Source organism: Microvirga flocculans ATCC BAA-817, assembly GCF_000518665.1.
GTDB lineage: Bacteria > Pseudomonadota > Alphaproteobacteria > Rhizobiales > Beijerinckiaceae > Microvirga > Microvirga flocculans.
In genome coordinates this window covers 71,645-91,416 of the sequence record NZ_JAEA01000008.1, presented here as the reverse complement: position 1 = coordinate 91,416, position 19,772 = coordinate 71,645, and the positions used below count along the sequence as shown (strand labels likewise).

Sequence of the window (19,772 nt, the reverse complement as noted above, 5' to 3'; positions counted from 1 at the left end):
TTACCAGACGACCGGGTGGGTCTGCCCGGTCGCCACATTGACGAAGCCCTGCGGCGCGGCCTCGCAGGGGGCGACCAGAACCCAGCGCCATGGCGCGCAGGTCAGCGTTGCGAATTGCAGCCGCTCCGGAAAGCCCGGATACCAGCGCGGCGAGAAGGTCGGCTCATAGAGCCACTCGATCTTCTCGGCTGCGGCATAGAGCTGCTGCATCTCGGCATCGAGTGCCTCGGCCGGGCGCTGGGTCATGAGGCCGCCGATTTCGTAGCGCACTTCCGCGAGGACCTTGCCGCCGCTGACGAGGACCCATCCGCCGCCGATCTCCGCCACCCGGTTCGCCACCATCGCCATGGCTTCGTCGGAAGAGCCGACGATCCAGAGATTGTGCTTGTCGTGGGCAACGGTGCAGCCCACGGCCGTGTCCGGTGTCTTCGGGCCGCAGCCGAGCCAGAACATGCGGGAGATCTGCCCCTGGCCGGAGAAGCGGTCGACAATGGCGAACTTGGTCACGTTCCTGGCTGGATCGCGCTGCACCTCGCCATCGGCGACAGGCAGCTCCATCGTGATGAACTCATCGTGCCAGTGGAAGGGCCGCAGCAAGGCCGCCTGCATCGTGGCGCGCGCGGGCTCGGCGGCAATGGCGAAGTCTTTCGGTTCGATGCGGCGGTTGATGTTCACCGTCTTCGAGGCCCAGTCGGGCCAATCGAGAGCGGGCAGGGGGCCGATATATTCCGTGCCCCTGGAGACCTGGCGGCCGTCAGCCCACACTTCCGCAATCGAGAGCGTCGCCACATCGTCGAGCAGCACGATATCGGCGAAACGTCCCGGTGCGATGCTGCCGACCCAGGGCGTCAGGCGCATGTGGCGCGCCGGATTGATCGTCACGCACTGAATGGCGACCTCCGGCGACAGGCCCGACCGGATGGCAAGGCGTACATTGTAGTCCGTCGCCCCCATCTTGAGCGTGTCGGAGGCGCTGCGGTCGTCGGTGGCAAAGGCGACCTGCGACCAGTCGCTGAGACCGCGCTGGAGCAGGCCTTCGATGATCTCGGGCATGGAGTGCGGCCTGATCTCGATGAAGATGCCGTGGCGCAGCTTGTTCCACACCTCCTCGGCGGTCCATCCCTCATGGTCTGAGGCCAGCCCCGCAGCCGCGAAGGCGTTGATGGAGTCGAGATCGCGCAGGCCCGCACCATGACCCTCGACGACACCCCGCCGTTCGAAAGTGGCCTTGATCATGCCCCACAAGCGCTGATGCGAAGGGTTGCTCGGATTCCAGACGGCAGGCCAATCCATGACCTCGTCGAGACCCGCAACCATGAGGCTTTTGTCCAGAAAATCCGCCTGCTCGTCATAACCGTAATGCCCACCGCCCCATTCATAGGCCGTCGGCGGAACGGCCGAACCGGGAAGCGGGAAGATCTTCATCGGCGAGCCATGTCGGCGGGCCGTGAGCCAGAATTCGAGGTTATTGGCACCGTCGACATTCGAGAACTCGTGGCTTGCCTCGCAGGTCCAGGTATTGCCGCGCGGCATGACGAGGGCGGCCTCGTATTCCGGCGTGACATGCGAGCTCTCGATATGCTTGTGAACTTCGCCGAAGCCGGGAATTGCGGCGAGCGTGGAACGATCCTCACGCGCCAAGGCCGTTCCTGGAAAAGTTCCCGCAGGCCCGGTCCATGCGACGCGGCGGCCGCGAATGGCGATCTCCTGGTCCTCGAGCCAGGTGCGCGTGTGAACGTCAAACAGCTTTCCGACGCGCAGGAGAAGATCCGCGGGCCTCTTGCCGAGGGCGACCAGAACGAGATCCTGCCGGATCCTCACCTCGTCCTCGGCATTCACCAGAAGGTCGTCGGGAAGCGGGGATGAATGGGTCACGTCGCACCTGTGGCTATGGTCAAATTCCGTCTGCTGTCGGATAAGCAGCGCACGGACTCGAAGCAAGGTTTTAAACTCATCATGCCCCATCCAGGACCCCGCCTCACCGTCATCGACACCGATCCGGGCATCGACGACGCAATCGGCATCCTCTTGGCGCTCGCCTCGCGCGATTTCGAGATTGCCGGCATCACCACGGTGGCGGGCAATATCGGGATCGAGACCACGACGCGCAATGCGGGACGGCTGCTGGCTTTTGCCGGCCGGGAGGACATTCCCGTGCTTCAGGGCGCCTCCGCGCCCCTGTCCCGTCCAGGCCCCGAGCCGCTGAACCTGCACGGCAGGGACGGCATCGGCGGTGTCGCGTTGCCTCATCCCACGCAAAAGCCGGGCAGTCAGGACGCCGTGGAATGGATGGAGGAACTCCTGCTCGCCCAACCGGCGGGCGCGGTCGATGTATTCGCCCTCGGGCCGTTGACCAACATCGCCCGTCTCATTCTCGAGAAACCGGATGCTGCCAAGCGCATCGGACGGATCATCGCCATGGGAGGTGCGGTCCACGAGCATGGCAATGTGGGGCCACGTTCCGAGTTCAATCTCTGGGCCGATCCGGAAGCAGCCTCGGCGGTCGTCGCATCGGGCCTGCCCCTCGTGCTCATTCCGCTCGATGTGACCCGGCGCGTGCGCGCCACGCGCGAATTCATCGCGGCACTGGGGGCAAGCGGAAAACCCCTTGCCGCCATGGTCGGGAGCCTGATCGACTCCTACTTCGAGTCCGCGGCGAACCGGGAGAGCCGCCCGCTTCATGATCCGTGCGTGATGCTTTACGCTCTGGCGCCCGAATTGTTTCGGATCGAGACGCTTCGACTGAGCGTCGACACCGGCTCCGTCGAGGGGGCAGGAGCCTTGACCATCGACGAGCTGGGCAGCCCGGTCGACGTCGCCTTGGGTGTCGATGGAGCAGCGGTTCTCGATCTCCTCGCCCGTCGCCTCACGCAGGAGCGATGACGGCCATCTCTCCAGGCCAGGATCTGGAGAGATGAATCCCTGCCGCCGCGTCCGTGCGCGTCAGCGCCTCGCAGACGACGGCGCTGTTTCCGGTCGTATCGTCTCGTCCGAGAGGCCGGCCTGCGGCTCCGAGCGCTTGAGGGTCTGCTCACGGGCGAAGATGAACAGACCGGCGGCGACGACGATCGCGATGCCGACGAGGGCGAGCGCATCGGGCCATTCGTCGAAGAAGAGAGCGCCGATCGCCAGGGCCCAGAGGATCTGGCTGTATTGCGTCGCGCCCAGGCGGTCGGCCGGTGCGTAGATGGTGGCGATGATGAACAGGGCCTGCGCAACGAAGGCCGTCGCAGCAAAGGCGAGCAGCAGGATCCATTGATGCGTGGTCGGCCAGGAGAAGCCTGGGATCATCAGGACGCCGGCGAGAACGGTGGTCGCCAGAAACACTGTGCCGATCAGGGTGAAGCGATTTTCCGTCTGGCCGATCATGCGGCCCGCGATGACGCCGCCCGCCGCGCACAGGGCACCCGCGAGCGCCGCGAAATGGCCGGGGAGCAATTCCTTGAAGCCGGGACGCACGATCACGAGCACGCCGATGAAGGCGGCGCAGACGGCCAGTCCCCGCCGCCAGCGGACATGCTCCTTGAGGATGAAGATGGAGAGCACCGTGACTAGGCTCGGCATCAGGAACAGGAGCGCGAAAGCCTCCGCGAAGGGCAGGCTCCGAAAGGCCATGACGCTGAGCGGTGTCGTCGCCGCTATCAGGAAGACGCGGGTTCCCATGAGCCAGGGCCTCTTCCAGCGGACGATGTCGATCACGCTGTCGCCCGGTTTCATGAAGACCGGAGAAAGGAGCAAGGGAATGAGATAGCCGAAGAACGTCACCTCGAAGGGATCGAGGTCATGGCCGATGGCCTTCACTATGGCATCGCCCCAGGCGAAGACCGCGAAGGCACAAAAAGCGAGAACGATACCTTTGACCATCTTCTAGCAATCCGCCGGGGAGTCTTCCGCAAAAGCAAAAGCGCCAGCCGATCTGGCCAGCGCCACCAGACAAAACAATAAAGTAACAGCTTTAACGCGGCATGACGAGACGAGGGCGCTTGCGCTCCACCACGACCACCTTCGGCCCCTCGCTCCGGTCGGAGAAGGAAATGCGCTCCGCGAGACGCAAGGGCTGACGCGTCGGCTGGGCCATGGATGTCTGCAGCACGACGGGCCTCACCTCATCCTCCGGGATGCCCATCAGTTGCGCGGCGATCTCGATCTGGCATTCGATGTCGTCCGTCAGGCCGCGAGCGGCTTCGATGGCTTCCTGAAGGACAGGAGGTTCGACCCGGGTCACACGCCGTCCGTGGCTCTCGGATTTCTTTTTCTTTGCTTGCATGAGGCTTCTCCTGCGCAGAGCCTTAAACCACCGGACGCGGGATTGCGTAATGCACGATTGAGACGGCAGGGCTGCATCCAGCGCAGGCGAGGGCGGAACACTCAACCGCCCTTTTCGGACGAAGCTGAGGAAGGCCAATCCGTCATCTGCCTTTAGAAAGACTGGAAAAGGTGGCATTTCCAAGAAGATCGGGCCTAGCTCCTGCGAAAAGGCGCTCGACCGGATGGCTTCTTTAGGTCATTGAAAACCGGTCGCTACCCGTCCAAGCCAGCCCACCGGCCGCAACGCATGAAAGGCATCCCCTTGTTCACTGCCAAGATTCTCCTCCTCGGATCGGGCGAACTCGGCAAGGAGTTCGTCATTTCGGCCAAAAGATACGGCTGCCACGTGGTGGCCTGCGACAGCTACGCGAATGCGCCCGCCATGCAGGTTTCGGACGAGGTCGAGGTCTTTTCCATGCTCGACGCGGATGCCTTGCGGCGCGCCATCGAGAAGCACCGGCCGGATTTCATCGTCCCGGAGATCGAGGCCATCCGCACGGAGGTTCTACAGGAGTTCGAGGACAAGGGCTTTACCGTCGTTCCATCCGCACGCGCCGCTTCGCTGACCATGAACCGGGACCGGATCCGGGAGCTCGCCGCGACGGAACTCGGCCTGCGCACCTCCAAGTACCGGTATGCGGAGAGCCTTGAGGAGGTCAGGGCCGGGGTCCAGCACACCGGTTTGCCCTGCGTGATCAAGCCGGTCATGTCCTCCTCGGGCAAGGGCCAGAGCACGGTGCGGACGCCGGATCAGCTGGAAGAAGCCTGGAGTTACGCCGTGGCGAACATGCGCGGCGACCGCAGGAAGGTGATCGTCGAGGAGTTCATCGCCTTCGAATACGAGATTACGCTGCTGACGATCCGCTCGCGCGAAGGCGTATCGTTCTGCGAGCCCATCGGGCATCGGCAGGAGCGGGGGGATTACCAGGAATCCTGGCAGCCGACACCCATGACCGAGAAACTCCTCAACGACGCGAGGGACATGGCGCGCAAGGTCGTCGACAATCTCGGCGGCTATGGCATCTTCGGCGTCGAATTCTTCGTCACCCGGGACGAGGTGATCTTCTCTGAACTCTCGCCCCGTCCCCACGATACGGGGCTGGTGACGCTCCTGTCCCAGAACCTGTCCGAGTTCGACCTCCATGCCCGTGCGATCCTGGGGCTGCCGATCCCGCCTGTGCACCTGCGCAGCCCGACGGCATCGGCCGTGATCCTGGCGGACCGTGAAGCCGAGCGGTTTTCCATCCTAGGCCTGCGCGAGGCGCTTGAGCTGGGCATGACGGATGCGGAGGTCGAAGTCCGCCTCTTCGGCAAGCCGACGACCCGCAGATATCGCCGCATGGGCGTCGCCCTGGCATCCGGGGAAACGGTCGAGAAGGCCCGCGAGCGGGCGCTGCAGGCCGCGGCCCGGGTGCGGATCGATTACGAGGACTGACGCTCGATACGCCTAGGCACCTCTGGAGCGCCGGGCGCTAGCCGGCGTGTCGGTTCGGCAACACGGGAGAACGCACGGTTCAGGCCTATACCATTCGAGAGAAAGCCCCCTAAATACGGACGCGCTCCACCTAGCAATTTCGAAGGGGGCTGGCCGCTGTCCAGCATAGCTCTTGAAAACGATCAACTTTGAAGCCCTCTTCAGTGCGTCGCCCAATCCATATGTGCTGGTCGATCTCTCGCTGACGATCGCGGGCATGAACGATGCCTATCTCCGGGTCACCATGAGCCGGCGGGAAGATCTGGTAGGGCGCAACATGTTCGATGCGTTCCCCAGCGATCCCGACTCGGCCAGCCATCGTCAACTGCGCAGCTCCTTCGAGAAGGTCATCCGCGAGCAGGTGCCGGACCACATTCCTCTTATCGAATACGCCATACCTCTCCCCAATGGGCAGGGCTTTGAGGAGCGCTATTGGAGCGCAACCCATACGCCGCTCTTCAATCACTCCGGAGAGATGACCTTCATCCTTCAGCACACCGTCGACGTGACGGAACTGCACCGGCTGCGCTTCATGGCGAAAAGCTCCGTGCTGTCGTCGGGACCCTCCGCATTGATCGAGACCGATATGTTTCGGCGGGCGCAGGCCGTGCAGAAGGCGAACCAGGCGCTGACGGAAGAGCGGCAGCAGCTGCGCGGATTGTTCGAACAAGCTCCCGGCTTTATGGCCGCCCTCAGCGGGCCTGATCACGTCTACACCTTGGCCAATGCAGCCTATCTCCAGGTCGTCGGCCGCGAGAACATCATCGGCAGGCCTGTCCGGGAGGCCCTCCCCGAGGTTGTCGGGCAAGGCTTCGTGGACCTGCTCGACCGTGTCTACCAGACTGGACAACCCTTCGTAGGGCGCAGCATCCGGGTCGTCCTGAAGCAGGAAACGGGAGCGAAACAGGAGCACTATCTCGATTTCGTCTATCAGCCGATTTTCTCGCCCGATGGCCAGGTGTCCGGCATCTTCGTGCAGGGGCACGACGTTACCGAGCAGAAGCGCAATGAAGAGGCCCTGCGCGAAAGCGAGCAACGCTTCCGGCTGGTAGCGGAGAGCGCGCCGGTCATGCTGTGGATGGGCGATCAGAAGGGTAAGTGCAACTATCTCAACAAGGCCCAGCGGGAGTTCTGGGGCATCGATGAGGCAGCCGTCCCGACTTTCGATTGGGGCAGCACCCTCCATGTCGACGACCAGGAGGCCTTGTTCGGCCCCTTCAGCCGGGCCATGGAGAGCCATACGGCCTTCACCACGGAAGCCCGGTTTCGGCGGGCCGACGGGGAGTTCCGGACCGTTCGCACCGACGCACGTCCGCGGTTCGGCACGGGCGGCGAATTTTTGGGAATGATCGGGGTGAATGTGGACATCACCGAGACCCGGCGCGCAGAGAAAGCGTTGCGTGACAGCGAGGAGCGGTTCCGGGCAATCGCCAATTCCATCGACCAGCTGATCTGGGCCACGCGGCCCGACGGCTTCCATGACTATTACAACCAGCGCTGGTACGATTATACGGGCGTTCCCGAGGGCTCGACCGATGGAGCGGCCTGGAACGGCATGTTCCATCCGGATGATCGTGAGCGGGCTTGGAGCGTCTGGCGGCACTGCCTGACAAGCGGCGAGCCATATCATATCGAGTACCGCTTGCGGCATCGCTCAGGAGAATACCGGTGGGTGCTCGGGCGCGCTCAACCCGTTCGCGACGAGGAGGGCCGGATCACGCGATGGTACGGCACATGTACTGATATCCACGATCTCAAGCAGGCACAGGATGCGCTGAAGGCGAGCCGGGAACGGGCGCTTCAAACGGAGAGGGAGACACGCCGGCTCGCCTCGGTCCTGGCCGAACGCGTGAGCGAGCTCGATGCCGCAAACGAGGAGATTCAACGCTTCGCCTACATCGTGAGCCACGACCTGCGCGCGCCGCTCGTCAATATCATGGGATTCACGAGCGAGCTCGAAGGAGCGCAGATCGGGATTCAGAGGTTCTTCGAGAAGGTTCGTGAGGTAGATCCGTCCCTGATCTCACCCGAGGCACGGGCCGCGGTCGAAAATGACCTTCCGGAAGCCATCGGTTTCATCCGTTCCTCGACCGTGAAGATGGACAAGCTCATCAATGCGATTCTGAAGCTTTCACGGGAGGGTCGCCGTGTGCTCGCTCCCGAGCCGATCGGCATGGGTTCCTTGCTCGCGACCCAGCGCCAAAGCGTCGCACACCAACTTCAGGAGCGTGGCGCCGAGCTGATCTTGACATCGCTTCCAGACCTGACGAGCGACCGGCTTGCTGTCGAGCAGATCTTTGGAAACCTGATCGATAACGCAGTTAAATATCTGAAACCGGGAGTTACGGGGCGAATTGTCGTACGGGGAAAGGATCTTGGAGACAGTGTCCTGTACGAGATCGAGGATAATGGCCGAGGAATCGACCCGAAGGACTTCGAGCGCATCTTCGACCTGTTCCGGCGCTCGGGCGTCCAGGATCAGCAGGGCGAAGGCATTGGCCTTGCGCATGTGCGGGCGCTTGTGCGAAGGCTAGGCGGCACGATCTCGGTCTCCTCGCAGCTGGGAGAGGGCTCGACCTTCACCGTCACCTTACCCAAATCTATTAGCCTGAGCGCGGAAACCGTCTGATGCCCCAACAACAGCCCGTTACCATCATCATGGTCGAAGACGATGAGGGGCACGCTCTCCTAATTGAGAAAAATATCCGGCGGGCAGGCGTTTGCAATGAAATCCGGACCTTCGAAAGCGGAACGGGGGCACTCGATCATCTCTTCAGCGACGAGGTGCGCAATGCGGGACCCTTCCTGGTGCTCCTGGATCTCAACCTGCCGGACATGAACGGCGTCGACATTCTGGCGAAGATCAAAAGCGACGAAAAACTGAAGCGCGCTCCGGTGGTAGTGCTCACGACGACCGACGATCAGCGCGAAGTCCAGCGTTGCTACGACCTCGGCGCCAACGTCTACATCACGAAGCCCGTGGAATACGATTCCTTCTCTCAGGCGATCCGCCAGCTTGGGCTTTTCCTCTCCGTGATCCAGGTTCCCGAAACCCTATGAACCAAGCTGCCGCCGCGCCTCCGCCAATCCGGCTTCTCTATATCGACGACGATCACGGTTTGGGGCGTCTTGTCGAGCGTACCTTGGAGCGATACGGTTTTCAGGTCAGCCATGCGCTGAGCGGCGACGAGGGTTTGAGCAAGCTCACGTCCGATCGCTTCGACGTGATCGCGCTCGACCATTTCATGCCCGGCAAAGAAGGGCTCGAGGTTCTCGCCGAAATTCAGAGGCTCGCCAATCCACCGCCGGTCATCTATGTAACCGGCGCCGATGAGAGCCGCATCGCCGTCGCGGCGCTCAAGGCAGGAGCCGCCGACTACGTCATCAAGGACGTGGGCGGCGTCTTCCTCGATCTTCTCCGGACAGCCGCGGAGCAGGCGCTTGCAGCCGAAAGGCTCCGCCAGGAAAAGGAAGCCGCCGAGCGGGAAATGCGCGAGGCCCGGGAGCGGGCGGAGATGCTGCTGCGCGAAGTCAACCATCGCGTCGCCAACAGCCTGCAACTCGTTGCGTCCCTTGTCGCCATGCAGCAAAGGGCGCTTGGCAGCGACACCGTGGCCAAGGATACCTTGACGGAAACACAGAGCCGCATCGCGGCAATCGCGCAGATTCACCGCCGCCTCTACACCTCGAACGATGTACGCTTCGTCGAGATGGACACCTATCTCCAGGGATTGGTGGAGGAGCTGGAAGGGGCCATGCGGGCCGACAAGCGGGGGCATAGGATCGTTTTGACGGTCGAGCCCATCTCCATTCCCACGGACAAGGCCGTATCGGTAGGCGTGATCGTCACGGAACTCGTCACGAACGCATTCAAATATGCCTATCCCTATGGCGAAACGGGAGAGATCCGCGTCATTCTCTCATCCCAGGATGGGCATATCATGCTCATCGTCGAAGACGACGGAGTGGGATTGAGCGGCTCCGGAGAGGTGCAGGGGAGTGGGCTCGGTACGAGGATCGTGAAGGCCATGGCTTCGAACCTCCAATCCATGATCGAGTTCGACCGGCGCCACGCCGGAACCCGCGCGATCCTGCCGTTCGCGATCTGATCCGATCGAGCGGCCGCATGGTCCGCCATTGAAAAGGCGCGCTACAAGAGTGCGCCTTTCGTGTTCTGATATCGATTTCGAAGGATCAGATGACGAAGAAGTGGCTGTACTTCAGGTCGAGGCCCGCCTTGAGCTGGGCGAACTCGACCGCCTTCTTCGAGCCGGAACCGTCGGCGTCATAGGACAGCACGCCCGTCGACTTGTCGTAGACGAGGTAGTCGTTCTTGTCCTTCGCCTTGGAGCCAATGGTGAAGAAGTCCTTCTTCACCGTCTTCGGATTGGGAGCCGAACCGCCGCCCAGTTTCTTGAAGATGGCGTTGTCGAGGTAGATCTTGTCTTCCTTCGTGCTGAAATCGGTGATCGTGTCGAAGTTCACCTTCCGGTTCGTCTTTGCGGTTCCAAGCTTTGCATCGAATACGAAGACGTCCTTGCCGGAGCCGCCGGACAGGATGTCGTTGCCGTATCCTCCGTAGACCTTGTCATGGCCCTGGCCGGCCTTGATGACGTTCTCGCCGGCGTTGCCGATCATCACGTTGTTGAGCTTGTTGCCTGTGAGGCTGAGAGCGCCCTTCCCCAGGGCCTTCACATCGGCAATGTCATTGGCGAGCGTCACGCTGGAGGATGTGACCAGCGTCTTCTCGTCGAGAAGCCATTTCAGATCGCCCGCGAAGGTCGAGGGCAGGGTCAGGCCATCGGGAATCTCGTCGCCGAAGATGTAGTCGGAACCGCCCGCGCCGTAGAGGCGATCGGAACCCGTTCCGCCGACGATCAGGTCGTCGCCGCCATTGCCATAGCCGATGTCGTCGCCGGTTCCACCGAGCATCGTATCCCGGGTGTTTCCGCCATACAGCTGGTCGTTGCCGTCCTTGCCGTTCAGGCCGTTGACGCCCTCATTACCATAAAGGTTGTCGTCGCCGGAACCGCCCAGCAGCTTGTCCTGGTCGTTGCCCCCATAGGCATTGAGGCCCTTGCCGAGTCCGCGCTGGTCGTATTGGCGCAGAGCAACCTGACGCTCGTCATTGATCTCGAAATTGGCCGGCTTGGCGCCTGCCAACGCGATCAGCTGCGCGAAGCTCAGGGTCGTCCCGTCCGAGAGCTTGAGGGCGACCGCCTTGCTGGTATCCAGCCCGGCATAATCGTTGAAGACGATGGCGCCGCCGTCGCCGAAGGTCAGCGCCAGCTTGTTGTGCTTGGGCGTGTCGATCCAGTTGGCGACCTTGCCGACCCACGTCGCCTTGATGTCCTTCAGGGAATAGCCGCTGAGTTCGATGACATCCTCGCCGGGCCGGAAGTCCCAGATCATGTCGACGCCGTCGCCCTTGGCGTAGCGATAGGTATCCTGGCCGTCGTTGCCGTAGAGATTGTCGCCGATGAGAACTTTGCTCAGCTTTCCGTTGCCGGGATTCCAAGCGATCTCGCCGCGATCCGTGCCGCCGTAGATGGTGTCGTTCCCGCCTTCACCCTGCATCTCATCGTTGCCGCTGCCGCCATGGATGAAGTCGTCGCCGTCGCCAGCTTCGATGAGATCGTCGTTGCCGGGAACCGGCGGCGTGACGACCGGAGGATTGTCCTCGGTGGGAGGGGGATTATCGGTCGGAGGTGGGTTGTCTGTCGGAGGAGGGTTGTCCGTTGGCGGAGGAGTGACAGCAGGCGCAACACCCCAGAGCTTCAGGCTGTCGCTGCGATTGGATCCTTCCACGCCCACACTGGTGAGCCGCGCGCCGAAGCCCTGAAGGGCAAGGTGCTCAAGGGTCAGATTGTCCGTCGCATGGTCGAGAATGACGGTAATGGACTTGATGTCGTCCCTTCCGATGCCAGACGTTCCGACGCCGATGCCGACATCATAGGGGGTGAGGGGACGACCGTTCATGTTGTCGGAGTTGCTGCCGCCGGGGACGACCTGCACGCCATCGGCATTGAGGGCGATGCCCTGAACATACGCCGCATTCGCGCCCGCTCCCGTAACCGACAGGCCCTGCAGCCACGTCTCGTCGGTGGCGTTGTCGTCGATATTGGCAATATGGAAGAAAATGCCGCGGATGTCGGCGGTGTCGACCTTGCCGTCGTCCTTGTTGTCGAAGACGGATGCCGTCAGTCGGAGGGTGCCGTCGCCGAGCTCTTCGACCCGGAACTTGACCGCCGGAGTCCCGACTTCATAGAGGTCGCCATTGCCGATCCGCTCATTCTGATCGATGACGAACTCAGTGCTACGCACAACGTTAGACATGCAAATGCCCCCAATCCGGAGCGGGTCGGCCTTATTGCCAAAGGGCACGGCGATCCGTTCCGTTTCGATTTCACCAACTCCTTTCATGCCCTAGAGTCAAGTAAATCAAAGGAAATAAATCTGATATTTGAATCGAACAATCGCATTTATTATATAATAACGTTACATTATCAAACTGCATACAAGATTGTTCTGGTTGTCTAAGCAATAGATGTTCTGCGATGTCGTTGAGATTAAAGCGGAAGATAGAAGGCCGGGCGGGTGCAGTTCTGAGCGATATCAAATAGCTTCGGCTCTGCAGAGCCGTGCGCTGAACTCATCGAGGCTGATTGTTTTTGGAAGCGAGAGAATTGAACCTCGCCTTAATTTCTCCGATCAGGGTGTTCAACTCGCGCTGAAGACGGTTCAACCGTGAAAGCAGTTCACTATCCGGCATGCTTGTGGTTGCGGTCCGGTTCTCCCCGATGGGAGCGGGATAGGTCATGCTCCGCAGTTCCTCCAGGGTCGTGGGGCCGATATTGGGAACGGTCAGCCATTGCGCATCGGAAATGTTCGCGACCTCGCGAATGGTGGGACATCGCCCCTTGAATTCGGCCAAAATGGCTGCCCGGACACGCCCGGAGCATCTTTCAATTGGAAATGGATCGTCCAAACCCATCTCACGCCCTCGTGCACCAACCAGTGAGAGACTGTCCATCAAGGATACAACCACCCTGGAACTTAGCCATGTCGTAACATCATGCGTACCGGCTAATCGCGGAAAAGAGCAGAGTTCCTTAAGGAGATGACGGCATGCGTTGGGAGTAGCCAAATTGCTCCTGTTCAAGGGTTTTTCGCCCTTGCGTTGTTTTCGGAACGTGCATTTCGCGGCCTGCTCGCGAGAAGGGCTCTCGCTTAAACGGTCGTATCGGGCGATATGCCAATGTGGCTTGTCCCTGCGGAAATCGAACAGGATCTTTTTGAAAGATTTTACCGTGGGATGTGCATGATTAGCCGGCAACCTGATTGCCGTTCCGACCATTGGTGGATAAGCAGGAGGATCGTGCCGCAACTCCCGAATCCAGAGGGCTGAATGTCTGTTACCTCCGTCGTGATCCACCTTCTCGGTGAGATTGCCCTGCTTCTATGGGGCATCAACATGGTCAACAGCGGGGTTCAACGCGCCTTCGGCAGCGATCTGCGCTGGATCCTGGGCATGGCGCTCAGAACGCGGCTCCAGGCCTTCCTTGCCGGCGTAGGCGTCACGACGGTTCTGCAGAGCAGCACGGCCACGGCGCTGATGGTAGCCTCCTTCACAGCGGGCGGCGCGGTGGATATCGTGCCTGCCCTTGCCGTCATGTTGGGCGCCAATGTGGGCACGACCTTGATCGTGCAGGTGCTTTCCTTTGATGTCTCCCTGATTTTCCCGGTACTGGTCTTTGTCGGCTATACGGCCTTCCGGCGCGGGAAGACGAGCAGGACCAAGGATCTGGGGCGCGTTGCGATCGGCCTCGGGCTGATGCTGCTGTCGCTGCATCTTCTGAGCGCGACCATCCATCTGATCGAGGACTCGGTCGTTCTGAAGGAATTGCTGTCGGCCATTGCGTCCGATCCGCTGATCCTGGTGCTCCTTTCGGCCTTCTTTGCCTGGGTCGCGCATTCCAGCGTCGCCGCTATGCTGCTGATCATGTCCCTGGCCTCGGCGGGCGTGATTGCGCCGCCTGCGGCCCTGGTGATGGTGCTCGGGGCCAATCTCGGCAGCGCTCTCAATCCTTTCCTGGAGGCCATGGGAGGAGATCCTGCCAAGATCCGCGTGCCGGTGGGCAACCTGGCGACGCGGATCGTCGGGTGCGCCGTGGCGCTGCCCCTGATCGATCCGATCCTGTCCGCCATGGCGCTCTTCGATCCGAACCCGGCCCGCCTCGCAGCCAACTTCCACACGATCTTCAATGTCGCCGTGGCGGCCTTCTTCATCCTGCCTCTGCCGTGGATCGCGAAGCTGCTGGTGAAGGCTTTTCCGGAAAAGCTTCAGGCCTCCGATCCGGGCGTGCCGCAATATCTGGACAAGGATGCCCTGGACACGCCGTCCGTCGCTCTCTCCAACGCGGCCCGCGAGGTGCTGCGCATGGTGGATACGGTGGAATCCATGCTGCGCAGTTCCCAGGATCTTTTCCGCGAGGACGATATCAGCCGCGTCGATCAGGTCAGCCGCACCGATGACGTTCTGGATCGCCTGTTCAGCGCGATCCGCCGCTACCTGAGCTCCATCAACCACGAGGCCCTGAGCGAGGATGAGGCCAAGCGTCTGTCCGACATCCTCGCCTTTGCGATCAACCTGGAGCATGTGGGCGACATCATCGACAAGAACCTGATGGAGCTTGCGGCCAAGCGCATCAAGAACCATCTGCGTCTGCCCAAGGACAGCCTGGAAGACATCACCAACATGCACGCCAAGCTCCTCGAACATCTCCAGCTGGCGGCATCCGTGCTCATGTTTCAGGATCACGGCTCCGCTCGCAGGCTCGTTGCCGAGAAGGAGCGGTTTCGCGATCTGGAGCGGGCCGTAGCCCAGAAGCACCTGGAGCAGCTCCGGTCCGGCCGGAACGCCGGCGACACGAGCGCGCTTCAGCTCGACATCGTTCGCGACCTCAAGCGCATCGAGGCGCATATCGCGTCCACGGGTCACTCGCTGCTCGAGCAGAGTGGCGAGCTGAAGCCGAGCCGCCTCACGTCCTGACGGTCAGAACGGTCCCTTGTCCGCCAGGGCGCGCCAGTCCATGAAGCGAAGCGGCTCGCTCAAACCGATGTCGCGCCGCTCGTGATCGGACAGACGGGTCAGATTTCCGACGATGGGGGCTTTCCTCGGGCGCGGGGGCTTGAGCCATGATGTCAGGCGCAGCCAAACGCTCCCGGTGCCGCGCATGCGGCGGGTCTCTTCATATCTCATGGCGATCTACCGATTTAGTTTAAGCAGGGCGCTTCGGCGCCCTCGTTCAAGCCTGCACAGGGTGCGCCCGCAGGACCGCCTTGACAAAGCGAAACCCAAGGGGCTGGCATAAGCCAGCCTTATGGATTCGATATGTCAAAGCCTCTCGCAAAACTTCCACCCATGAGCGCCGTCAGGGTGTTCGAAGCCGCTGCGCGCCATCAGAGCTTCACCCGGGCCGCTGAGGAGCTGGGCATGACCCAGGCCGCCGTGAGCTATCAGATCAGGATGCTCGAGGATCGCATCGGCGCGCCGCTGTTCACGCGCTTGCCGCGCCAGGTGAGCCTGACGGCGAAAGGGCGCCAGCTCGCGCCTGCCGTTACGGAGGCCTTCGAGGCTTTGCGGACCGCCTTTGCCGGTGTCGAAGAGGCCGTGCAGTCGGTCCTCTCCATCACCACCCTGACGACTTTCGCGGCCAACTGGCTGATTCCGCGTCTGGGACGATTTCAGCAATTGCACCCGAATATCGCCGTTCAGCTTTCCGTCTCCTCTCAGATCATGGATTTCGCCCAGAGCGAGTTCGACATCGCTATCAGGAGCAGCAATGGGGAGTGGCCCGGACTGGAGAAGCACCTTCTGTTTCCGAACCTTTTCACACCGGTCTGCAGCCCTGATCTCATTCGGGGACACACGCTGAAAGAGCCCGCCGACATTCTGAAATTTCCCATCATCTCCCCCAGCGATCCCTGGTGGCAGGACTGGTTTGCGGCAGCGGGCATCGACAATGTCGATCTCTCGCACCATCCCGACAACTCGCTTGGCATTCAGCAATTCGAAGCCATGGCGGCGATGGCGGGGCAGGGCTTTGCCCTGATCAATCCCTACTTCTTTCCTGGGGACCTTGCGGCGGGCCGTCTCGTTCAGCCCTTCGACCTGCTCGCCACCTCGGAGCGGGGATACTGGCTCGTCTATCCGAAGGCACGCAAACGTTCGGCCAAGATCGTGGCATTTCGCGATTGGATGCTGAGCGAGGTGGAAGGCGATGCAGAGCGAACGGCTACTCTGGCTCAAAAAGAAACCGGGGCCTGAGGCCCCGGCGAAGCGACGCTTATTCGGCGGCCTGCGCTTCGAGCGGCCTGGGTTTGAGGTGCACGAGCCTGTCGATCAGCACACGATCGTGGAGCACGACCATGCGTTCCTTGTTCTGCAGCCAGTTCACCGCGTCGTCGATCGTTTCGGCATCCATCAGCTTCGCTTCCGCCAAGGCGCGTTCGGTCTCGATGATCCCGCGCTTGCGCGGGGATGCGGGCGGAAGCATGTCGATGTGGCGCTCGCGCAGGCTTGCATCGTCGTAGATGGCGCGAAGGCTGTCCGCATCGTCGAAGCCGAAGGCGGCGTTGCGGGCCTGCAATTCGTTGGCGCGAACGGCAATGGCCGGCGGCTGGTGCTCCTCGGGCGTTCTGAGAAGCCCGAGTCGCTTGAGCGCCAGACCGGCCCCGAGCTGGCCGCTGAGCCATGATAGGGGGATTGCCAGCAGAAGGCCGATGATCGTGGGCGACATCCAGAGGAACAGGGATGTGGCGATCATGAAGGCCGAGAGCCCGGCGAGTACGCCGAGCACCGTATGGGCCCTGTGACGGCGGACGATGTCCTTGAACGGGATGGACCCGTCGTCGCGGCGCTGGGGCTGCCAGCCGGTGTCGCGCCCCAGCAGGATCTGGAACACCGAACCCGACTGGATGAGCATCAGGATAGGCGCCAGCAGCGCCGACAGGATGATCTCGATGGTCGAGGACACGATCAGGCGAATGCCGCCTCCGGAGGCGCGCCGCTCCTCGCCACGGATGAGCATGAGGATCAGCCCGAAGATCTTCGGCGCCAGTAGGATGCCCATGGTCAGCGCGAAAAGCGCCAGAGCGCGCTCGGGGTCGAAGCGGGGCCAGATCGGATAGAGACGGAAGTCGCGGGCGAAATATTCCGGCCGGATATAGGTGGTCTGCAGGACGAGGGCGATACCGACGATCAGCTGGAAGAGCCAGAACGGCGAGGCCAGGTAGGACATGATCCCGGTCGCGAAATGCTGGCGCGTCGGCAGCTTCAGTCCCTTCGCGGTGATCACCCGCATGTGCTGGAGATTGCCCTGGCACCAGCGCCGGTCGCGTGCCGAGAGGTCGATGAGGGAGGGCGGGCTTTCCTCGTAGGATCCCTGCAGGTCCGCCAGCATGTAGACCGACCAGCCCGCGCGGCGCAGCAGGGCCGCCTCGACGAAGTCGTGGCTCAGGATGTGGCCCCCGAAAGGCGGCTTGCCCTTGAGATCGGGAAGGCCGCCATGGGCGGCGAAGGCCCTGGTGCGGATGATCGCGTTATGGCCCCAGTAATTGCCGTCCCGCCCCATCCAGACCGCAAGGCCCATGGCGATGACCGGTCCGGTGACGCGGGCGGCATATTGCTGAAGGCGGGCAAAGAGCGTGTTGCGATTGATGATGAGCGGCAGCGACTGGATGATGCCGGCGTCCGGGTCGGCCTCCATGGCGGCCGCCAGCTGCACGATGCACTCGCCCGTCATGAGACTGTCGGCATCGAGCACCAGCAGGTGTTCGTAATGCCCGCCCCAGCGAGATACGAAATCGGCGATGTTGCCCGCCTTGCGATGGTAGTTCTTCTGCCGGTGCCGGTAGTAGAACCGTGCGCCCGGCCCCAGACGCTCCCTCAGCGCGAGGAAAGCCCGCTCCTCGGCGATCCAGGCATCCGGGTTCGTGGTGTCGGAGAGGATGAAATAGTCGAAATGGTCGCCCAGGCCCGTCGCCTCGACCGATTCGTAGATCGCCTCCAAGGCTGCGAAAGTGCGGTTCGTCTGCTCGTTGTAGACCGGCATCACGATCGCGGTGCGATGCTGCAGCGACGAGGGCAGTTCTCCGCGATGTCCGGGCTGCCGCAGAAGGGCGAAAAAGCCGAGCAGGGCGCTGGTGAACGCAACGGCAATCCAGGAGAAGTTGATCGTGAAGAGCGCGACCAGCACCCACTGGAGGGCGGTCGTGCGGCTGACCGACACGACCTGATACATTTCGTAGGTGCCATAGGCCGTGAGCAGCAACCCGCCGCCGAACACGAAAAGCCGGGCAAGCCAGGTTCCGAGCTGCGGGTGCCGTAGGACAGGCTTGCGCTCCTCAGAGGCCGACCAGCGCCGAAGCGACTGGGTCGGCATGTCGAGGTGCCTCTCGGGAGGCATAGCGGCTGCGGGCCGCTCGATGGCGGCTACATTGGGGTTCGAGTCGGGACCTACGGTGTCCAACGATAAAGCCATGTCTCGCTAATCGGTTTCCCGCCTGATTCAAGAAGCAGGCGCATCTCACACGCGTTTTCGTTGCCCGGGTCAAGCTCGAACGCAACGCGAACCGTCTTTCGCTCAGGATATGGCAAAAGTTTGAGGTTCTGGAATGTTCCAGGACCAACGGTAAGGACGGATTTAAGGTCCCCCGGCAGATTGTCACCCAATGCGTCACCGGAAAAATCGACGGTGAAGCGCCGCCGGCGTCCGCTGCTGCCGCGTCCGGATCGGGTTTGCGTCACCGTTGCGAGCGGCGGCCGCTCCGGGGCGTTCCAGCCCCAATACTGACGATAGGCGACGGCGACCTCCGATCCGGCCGCCATGGCTGCCTTGGGGCGCCAATAGGCCAGGATATTATCGTTGATCTCGGCATCGGTCGGGATTTCCAGAAGCTGCACGCTTCCCTGGCCCCAATCGCCCAGAGGTTCGATCCAGACGCTTGGGCGGCGCTCGAAACGCTGCTCGTCGTCCTGGAACGCCTCGTAGGAGCGCTCCCGCTGGAGCAGGCCGAAGCCCTTGGGCGAACTGTCGACGAAGGCGGAGATCTGGAGCGTTTCCGGATTGTGCAGGGGCCGCCACAGCCATTCCCCGGATCCGTTGAGCATCTGCAGGCCGGAGGATTCGTAGACGGCGGGGCGGATGTCGTCGGAGTTCAGAAGATCGTTGGGACCATAGAGGTAGGTGGAGGCGATGCCGCCGAGACCCACATGCTCCAGGTTGACGCGCGGGAAGAGGCTCGTCTCCACATCGACGATGGTCATGTCGCCCGGACGGAAGGTCATGCGGACCGCGCCGGTTGTGGATTCCGAATCGAGCAGGCCGTGGACGGTAATGCTGTTGCTGCCTACGCTCGGGCGCTCCAGCCAGAAAGCGCGGAAGAGTGGAAACTCCTCGCCGCGCGCCTCCGCCGGACGCAGCGTCAGCGCCCTCGCGATGGCGCCATAGGTCTGCCCCCTGGCGATGGCGCGAAAGAAGGTGCCGCCCTGGATGATGGCAAAATCGAAGGGCTTGCCGTTCTGGGCGATCAGCTTGAAGCCGGAAAAGCCGATATCCTGGATATTGTTCGGCAGGTTGATGCGGCCGAACTCGAACAGGGACGGATTATAGGCGATCCGTCGGATGGCCCCGTCCTCGACGAGGTAGAGATCGACGGCGTCCCTGAACACGAAGCCGCGGTGAAGCGGCTCGATGGAGATACCCCGGGATTCCGCGCTCCAGATGGGCGGCTGGGTGTAGCGGATGGCCGCGTACTGCTCCTGGTTCAGGTTTCCGAACACGTCCGGCAGGTCGTTGGGAGGCGCCACGAAGGGCTTCTTGGCGAGCTGGCGCGCGATATCGATCACGACGGCCGGATCGAACCGCTGATTCTCCCCCATCCGTGCGGAGATCGTAGCCTGGGGCGTTTGGGCTCGAACGGCAGA

At 62.2% G+C, this 19,772-nt stretch carries 15 protein-coding genes; 7 read left to right on the top strand and 8 right to left on the bottom strand.

Features of this window, described 5'->3' with window-relative positions; genetic code table 11:
* On the bottom strand, window positions 1-1,875 hold the full coding sequence (locus L879_RS0110155) for an adenine deaminase (RefSeq protein ID WP_027316020.1): 1,875 nt from the start codon (window positions 1,873-1,875) through the stop codon (window positions 1-3).
* A gap of 81 nt (window positions 1,876-1,956) precedes the next feature.
* Here L879_RS0110155 and L879_RS0110150 point away from each other — a divergent pair, with 81 nt between their 5' ends.
* Window positions 1,957-2,883, top strand: a complete 927-nt coding sequence (locus L879_RS0110150) for a nucleoside hydrolase (RefSeq protein ID WP_027316019.1) — start codon at window positions 1,957-1,959, stop codon at window positions 2,881-2,883.
* Window positions 2,884-2,943: 60 nt separating this feature from the next.
* Here the strand turns inward: L879_RS0110150 and L879_RS0110145 are convergent, their stop codons facing one another.
* Together L879_RS0110145 and L879_RS0110140 are read right to left on the bottom strand one after the other, a co-directional pair.
* Window positions 2,944-3,864 carry a DMT family transporter gene (locus tag L879_RS0110145; RefSeq protein WP_027316018.1) on the bottom strand — a complete coding sequence of 307 codons (921 nt, stop codon included), beginning with the start codon at window positions 3,862-3,864 and terminating at the stop codon, window positions 2,944-2,946.
* A gap of 91 nt (window positions 3,865-3,955) precedes the next feature.
* Window positions 3,956-4,267 (bottom strand): hypothetical protein, encoded by a 312-nt coding sequence (locus L879_RS0110140; RefSeq protein ID WP_027316017.1) that lies wholly within the window; start codon window positions 4,265-4,267, stop codon window positions 3,956-3,958.
* Window positions 4,268-4,570: 303 nt separating this feature from the next.
* Here L879_RS0110140 and purT point away from each other — a divergent pair, with 303 nt between their 5' ends.
* From purT to L879_RS0110120, 4 genes are all read left to right on the top strand, one after another.
* Entirely contained in the window at window positions 4,571-5,743 is a 1,173-nt protein-coding gene (gene purT / locus L879_RS0110135) for a formate-dependent phosphoribosylglycinamide formyltransferase (RefSeq protein ID WP_027316016.1), read from the top strand.
* A 172-nt stretch (window positions 5,744-5,915) separates the two neighbouring features.
* Window positions 5,916-8,411 (top strand): PAS domain-containing sensor histidine kinase, encoded by a 2,496-nt coding sequence (locus L879_RS22745; protein WP_051435206.1) that lies wholly within the window; start codon window positions 5,916-5,918, stop codon window positions 8,409-8,411.
* Window positions 8,411-8,842 carry a response regulator gene (locus L879_RS0110125; RefSeq protein ID WP_027316015.1) on the top strand — a complete coding sequence of 144 codons (432 nt, stop codon included), beginning with the start codon at window positions 8,411-8,413 and terminating at the stop codon, window positions 8,840-8,842. The genes L879_RS22745 and L879_RS0110125 overlap by 1 nt, the downstream gene beginning before the upstream one ends.
* Window positions 8,839-9,891, top strand: coding sequence for a sensor histidine kinase (locus tag L879_RS0110120; protein ID WP_027316014.1), 1,053 nt, complete (start codon window positions 8,839-8,841; stop codon window positions 9,889-9,891). The genes L879_RS0110125 and L879_RS0110120 overlap by 4 nt, the downstream gene beginning before the upstream one ends.
* Window positions 9,892-9,976: 85 nt before the next feature.
* Here L879_RS0110120 and L879_RS0110115 read toward each other — a convergent pair whose 3' ends face one another.
* Both L879_RS0110115 and L879_RS0110110 read right to left on the bottom strand, forming a co-directional pair.
* Window positions 9,977-12,118, bottom strand: a complete 2,142-nt coding sequence (locus L879_RS0110115) for a calcium-binding protein (RefSeq protein WP_027316013.1) — start codon at window positions 12,116-12,118, stop codon at window positions 9,977-9,979.
* Between the two features lie 316 nt (window positions 12,119-12,434).
* The gene (locus L879_RS0110110; RefSeq protein WP_154664165.1) at window positions 12,435-12,776 is read right to left on the bottom strand and encodes a hypothetical protein; all 342 of its coding nucleotides are present in this window, start codon (window positions 12,774-12,776) and stop codon (window positions 12,435-12,437) included.
* A 414-nt stretch (window positions 12,777-13,190) separates the two neighbouring features.
* On the opposite strand from L879_RS0110110, the gene L879_RS0110105 reads away from it, so the two are divergent.
* Entirely contained in the window at window positions 13,191-14,834 is a 1,644-nt protein-coding gene (locus tag L879_RS0110105; protein WP_027316011.1) for a Na/Pi cotransporter family protein, read from the top strand.
* Window positions 14,835-14,837: 3 nt separating this feature from the next.
* Here L879_RS0110105 and L879_RS0110100 read toward each other — a convergent pair whose 3' ends face one another.
* On the bottom strand, window positions 14,838-15,020 hold the full coding sequence (locus L879_RS0110100) for a hypothetical protein (RefSeq protein ID WP_027316010.1): 183 nt from the start codon (window positions 15,018-15,020) through the stop codon (window positions 14,838-14,840).
* 156 nt (window positions 15,021-15,176) lie between these two features.
* Between L879_RS0110100 and gcvA the strand changes: the two genes are divergently transcribed.
* Window positions 15,177-16,112 (top strand): transcriptional regulator GcvA, encoded by a 936-nt coding sequence (gene gcvA / locus L879_RS0110095; RefSeq protein ID WP_027316009.1) that lies wholly within the window; start codon window positions 15,177-15,179, stop codon window positions 16,110-16,112.
* A gap of 19 nt (window positions 16,113-16,131) precedes the next feature.
* Here gcvA and mdoH read toward each other — a convergent pair whose 3' ends face one another.
* Both mdoH and L879_RS0110085 read right to left on the bottom strand, forming a co-directional pair.
* Entirely contained in the window at window positions 16,132-18,327 is a 2,196-nt protein-coding gene (gene mdoH / locus L879_RS0110090) for a glucans biosynthesis glucosyltransferase MdoH (protein ID WP_154664164.1), read from the bottom strand.
* Entirely contained in the window at window positions 18,303-19,727 is a 1,425-nt protein-coding gene (locus L879_RS0110085) for an OpgD/OpgG family glucan biosynthesis protein (RefSeq protein WP_027316007.1), read from the bottom strand. The genes mdoH and L879_RS0110085 overlap by 25 nt, the downstream gene beginning before the upstream one ends.
* Window positions 19,728-19,772: the final 45 nt, after the last annotated feature.

Bases quoted from the DNA above. Each gene is read 5' to 3' on its own strand.
- L879_RS0110150 (WP_027316019.1), top strand. From the start codon at position 1,957: ATGCCCCATCCAGGACCCCGCCTCACCGTCATCGACACCGATCCGGGC.
- L879_RS0110145 (WP_027316018.1), bottom strand. From the start codon at position 3,864: ATGGTCAAAGGTATCGTTCTCGCTTTTTGTGCCTTCGCGGTCTTCGCC.
- L879_RS0110140 (WP_027316017.1), bottom strand. From the start codon at position 4,267: ATGCAAGCAAAGAAAAAGAAATCCGAGAGCCACGGACGGCGTGTGACC.
- L879_RS0110125 (WP_027316015.1), top strand. From the start codon at position 8,411: ATGCCCCAACAACAGCCCGTTACCATCATCATGGTCGAAGACGATGAG.
- L879_RS0110120 (WP_027316014.1), top strand. From the start codon at position 8,839: ATGAACCAAGCTGCCGCCGCGCCTCCGCCAATCCGGCTTCTCTATATC.
- L879_RS0110115 (WP_027316013.1), bottom strand. From the start codon at position 12,118: ATGTCTAACGTTGTGCGTAGCACTGAGTTCGTCATCGATCAGAATGAG.
- L879_RS0110110 (WP_154664165.1), bottom strand. From the start codon at position 12,776: ATGGGTTTGGACGATCCATTTCCAATTGAAAGATGCTCCGGGCGTGTC.
- L879_RS0110105 (WP_027316011.1), top strand. From the start codon at position 13,191: ATGTCTGTTACCTCCGTCGTGATCCACCTTCTCGGTGAGATTGCCCTG.
- L879_RS0110100 (WP_027316010.1), bottom strand. From the start codon at position 15,020: ATGCGCGGCACCGGGAGCGTTTGGCTGCGCCTGACATCATGGCTCAAG.
- gcvA (WP_027316009.1), top strand. From the start codon at position 15,177: ATGTCAAAGCCTCTCGCAAAACTTCCACCCATGAGCGCCGTCAGGGTG.
- mdoH (WP_154664164.1), bottom strand. From the start codon at position 18,327: ATGGCTTTATCGTTGGACACCGTAGGTCCCGACTCGAACCCCAATGTA.
- L879_RS0110085 (WP_027316007.1), bottom strand. From the start codon at position 19,727: ATGGGGGAGAATCAGCGGTTCGATCCGGCCGTCGTGATCGATATCGCG.